Annotated in this window: 4 protein-coding genes; 3 read left to right on the top strand and 1 reads right to left on the bottom strand. The window is 72.0% G+C overall.

Annotated features, from left to right (window positions below):
* The first annotated feature begins 104 nt into the window (after nucleotides 1-104).
* The 3 genes from sbnB to ACWEVN_RS46855 all read left to right on the top strand — a co-directional run bounded on the left by sbnB (nucleotide 105) and on the right by ACWEVN_RS46855 (nucleotide 3,574).
* Complete coding sequence (sbnB, locus tag ACWEVN_RS46865; RefSeq protein ID WP_449687280.1) at nucleotides 105-1,142, top strand: 2,3-diaminopropionate biosynthesis protein SbnB; 1,038 nt, start codon at nucleotides 105-107, stop codon at nucleotides 1,140-1,142.
* Nucleotides 1,143-1,155: 13 nt separating this feature from the next.
* On the top strand, nucleotides 1,156-2,121 hold the full coding sequence (gene sbnA, locus ACWEVN_RS46860) for a 2,3-diaminopropionate biosynthesis protein SbnA (protein ID WP_449687281.1): 966 nt from the start codon (nucleotides 1,156-1,158) through the stop codon (nucleotides 2,119-2,121).
* 142 nt (nucleotides 2,122-2,263) lie between these two features.
* The gene (locus ACWEVN_RS46855) at nucleotides 2,264-3,574 is read left to right on the top strand and encodes an MMPL family transporter (protein WP_452055582.1); all 1,311 of its coding nucleotides are present in this window, start codon (nucleotides 2,264-2,266) and stop codon (nucleotides 3,572-3,574) included.
* Nucleotides 3,575-3,638: 64 nt separating this feature from the next.
* Here ACWEVN_RS46855 and ACWEVN_RS46850 read toward each other — a convergent pair.
* Nucleotides 3,639-4,174, bottom strand: a 536-nt coding sequence (locus tag ACWEVN_RS46850) for an ATP-binding protein DrrA1-3 family domain-containing protein (RefSeq protein ID WP_452055581.1), incomplete at its 5' end; no start/stop codon positions are given.

Here is a 4,174-nt window from a genome sequence, read left to right as displayed (position 1 = left end):
GTTGGGTGCGTCTGACGCACCGAACGCCACATTGGGTGCGTCCAACGCAACCAACGCCACATTGGGGCGCTCTGGCCCACCCCACGCCTCAGGAAGGTTCCAGCATGAGCACCAGCGCGTCCGTCCCGGAGTTCGCCGTGATCTCCGGGGCGCAGGTCCACGAAGTCCTCGACGGACAGGAAAAGCTCGTCATCGACCTGATCGAGTCGGCCTACCGCCTGCACGGCGCCGGCGACACGGTCAACCCGCCGTCCTACTTCCTGCGCTTCCCGGACCGGCCGTCGTCGCGGATCATCGCGCTGCCGGCGTCGGTCGGCGGGGACATCGCGGTCGACGGGCTGAAGTGGATTTCGAGCTTCCCGGAGAACGTCGCGAGCGGGCTGCCGCGGGCCTCGGCGATCCTCGTCCTCAACGACCGGCGGACCGGGTATCCGCTGGCCTGCCTGGAAAGCTCCATCATCAGCGCGACCCGCACCGCCGCGTCGGCCGCGCTCGCCGCCGACTGGCTGACCCGGGACCGGGCGCGGCCCGCCCGGCTCGGCATCGTCGGCACCGGCCTGATCGCCCGGTACATCCACACCTACCTGGCCGCCGGGGGCTGGACCTTCGACGACGTCGGCGTCTTCGACCTGAGCACCGCGCACGCCGAGGGGTTCCGCGGGTACCTGACCGCGGCCGGGCAGGCGTCGGTGACCGTGCACGAGTCCGCCGAAGACCTGATCCGCGGCAGCGACCTGGTCGTGTTCGCCACGGTTGCCGGGGAGCCGCACGTCCACGACCCGGCGTGGTTCGACCACAACCCGCTGGTCCTGCACGTCTCGCTGCGCGACCTCTCGCCGGAGGTGGTCCTCGCCTCGACCAACGTCGTCGACGACGTCGAGCACTGCCTGAAGGCGAACACCTCGGTGCACCTGGCCGAGCAGCGGACCGGGGACCGGGAGTTCCTGTCCGGGACGCTGAACGACGTCATGACCGGCAAGGTGGCGCTGCCGAAGGACCGGCCGCTGGTCTTCTCGCCGTTCGGGCTCGGGGTGCTCGACCTCGCCGTCGGCAAGCACGTCTACGACCAGCTGCACACCGCCGGCGACCTGCGGACCGTGCCCGAGTTCTTCTTCGAACTCGACCGGTACGGGAAGAAGTGACGGGAGCCCCCGCGTGCCGATCATCACCGCCCCGCAGGACTTCAACACCGACGACCTGTTCGTCGACCTCCGCCGGTTCGCCGGCCACCCGCTGTACCTCAAGTGCGAAGGCTTCAACTTCGCCGGGTCGATCAAGATCAAGGCGGCCCGGTCGATGGTCGCCGCGGCCGAGCGCCGCGGCGACCTGCGGCCCGGCTCGACGCTCGTGGAGAGCTCGTCCGGCAACCTCGGCGTGGCGCTGAGCCTGGTCGCCGCCAGCTCCGGCTACCGGTTCGTGTGCGTCACCGACTCGCGGTGCACGCTCGGGGCCCGGCAGCTGATGGAGACCCTCGGCGCCGAAGTCCGCATCGTCACCGAGCCGCACCCCGAGCACGGCCTGCTGGGCGCGCGCATCGAACTCGTGCGGCGGCTGTGCGCCGAGCACGGCCACGTGTGGCTCAACCAGTACGAGAACGCCGGGAACTGGCGCGCCCACTACGAAACGACCGGACCGCAGATCGCCGCCGCCTTCCCCGATGCGGACGTCGTCTTCATCGGGGCGGGCACCACCGGGACGCTGATGGGGTGCGCGCGGTACCTGCGCGAGCACCGGCCCGGCACCCGGGTGGTCGCGATCGACACGGTCGGCTCGGTCACCTTCGGCACGCCACCGGCCCGGCGGATGATTCCCGGGCTGGGCACCGGGATCCGGCCGCCGCTGCTCGACACGTCGTACGTCGACGACGTCCTGCACGTCGAAGAAGCGGACACCGTGCGCACCTGCCGGGCCCTCACCCGGGAGGGGTTCTGCTTCGGCGGCTCCACCGGAACCGTCGTGAGCGGCGCCCTGCGCTGGCTTTCCGGGCACGAGGACGTCGGCACGGCCGTGGCGATCGCGCCCGACCTCGGCGACCGCTACCTCGACACCGTCTACCACGACCAGTGGGTGGCCGACCTCTACGGGGAGGACCTGCTCGAAGAGCGGGTGCCCGCCTTGTGATCCACCACACACGGCCTAGCACCACCGCGGATCCGGGAGTCACCCCCCGTGAACGAATGATCACGGTTCACTAGACTCGAACACATGCGCGGACAGCCGAAACCGCGAACGCGCCATGCCCGTCGGGTCGAAGGGGACGATCGTGAAGCCTTCATTGGCCGTCCGCGCTTCCTGCTGGTCCGCCGGCCACGCCGGCGCGGTCATCGCCCTCTGGCTGGTCTTCGTGGGCCTGGCCCAGCTGCCGGGCCTCACCGGCGGGCACCGGCTGGGTGACGGCTCGCTCTCCGACCCCGACGTGGCGGCGAACTGGTGGCCGGTGGTCGCCGCGCCCGTCGCGGTGCTCCTGAGCGTGCCGTTCTCCCGGCTGCTGCTGCTCGTGTCCGCGTTGTTCATCAGCGTGGTGACGGCGGCGTCGGCGGCGATGCTCGACACGGTCTCCGAGTCCGTCGCGATGTCCCCGCTCACCGGCGACGCGGCCCTGCTGGTCGTCATCACGGTTTCGGTGCAGCACATGCTGTTCACCTTCTGCCGGCGGCGCGAAGCACTGGCCGGCGGGAACGACACGTCCCAGGCCGCGCGGATCGTCGCGAGCACGGCGGGCAACGCCGCGCTCGTCTCCGGCAGCGGGGTGGCCGCGGCGCTGGCCGCGGTGGCGCTCGCCGGATCGGCGGACCTGATGCCGCTGGCCACCGCGGTCCTGGTGGCGGTGCTGGTGTCGACGGTCGCCGCGTTGAGCCTGCTGCCCGCGTTGAACGATCGCGTGCTCACTTCGCCGCGCGAACTGCCGCCCCCGAGGCTGACCGTCGCCGACCTGCCCCGCTTCGTCCGGCCGGCGGCGATCGCGCTCGGCCTGCTCTCCCTCGGCGCCGCCGCGGTGTACGGGTCGCTGCGCGTGTTCTCCCGCGGCTGCCCGGGCTGCCGCCCCTTGGCCGACGACCTGGACGCGTTCGGGGTGGTGACGTTGCTGGTGGTGCTGGGCCTGGCCACCCTCGTCGCCTACCGGCGGCCGGTGGTGGCGCTGGCGACGTTCGTGCTGAACGGCGTCGCCGTGCTCGCCGGGCTGGGCACGCTGGCCCTGCTGGTCGATCCGCTGCCCGGCTGGGCCCCGATGGTCCTGGTGGTCGTCCTGCTCGTGCCGGGGAACCACCTGCAGGTGTACCTGCTGCACCGGCTCCGGAGCGAAACCCTGGCGGGGATGTCCCGCCGCAACACGGTGGCACACGCCTGCCGCCGGGCCTGGTCGGCTTCCGGCGGCGCACTGCTGGTGACGGTGGTGATGTGGCTGGTCTGGGGCATGACGGAGAGCGGCGACGTCCGCGAGTTCGCCCTGGCGACCACGGTGGTCCTGGTCGCCGACACCCTGATCGTCCGGTTCCTCCTGCTGCCGCGCCTGGCGGTGCTCGGAGGCCGGACGAACTGGTGGCGGGTGCGGGGCCCGAAAGACGCCCGCTGACCGGGGACGGCCGCGGTGCTGCCCGCCTCGGCGGGCAGCTCGGCCGCGGTGCTCCGGTGGTGGATCAGGGGCCCGAAGGACGCCCGGTGAGGTCCAAGAAGACTTCGTCGAGCGTCGGGCGCCTCAGCGCGAAGTCCGTGTACTCGACACCCGCGTCGCGCAGGGCGGCGGCCGCGGCCGCGATGCCCCCGGCGGTTTCCGGCAGCTCCACCGCGATACTGCGCTTGCGTTCGTCCACCGTGACCGCCGAGGCCGACACGGCCGACAGCGCCGACACCGCGGGCTGGAGCCACTTCGCGTCGGCGACCGCGACCTCGAGCCGCTCCGCGCCGATCTTGCGCTTGAGCTCGTCGGCGGTGCCCTCGGCGATCACGCGGCCGTGGTCGATCACCACGATGTGGTCGGCGAGGTAGTCCGCCTCCTCGAGGTACTGCGTGGTGAGCAGGACCGTGACGCCCTCGTCGACCAGGCCCCGCACGATCCCCCACAGCGTGCTGCGGCTCGCCGGGTCGAGGCCGGTGGTCGGCTCGTCGAGGAACAGCACCGACGGGCGGCCGATCAGGCAGGCGTCGGCATGCTGTGGAACGACGGGAAGGTCGT

It is taken from the genome of Amycolatopsis sp. NPDC003861, assembly GCF_053605405.1.
This window is presented reverse-complemented; position numbering and strand designations above follow the sequence as displayed.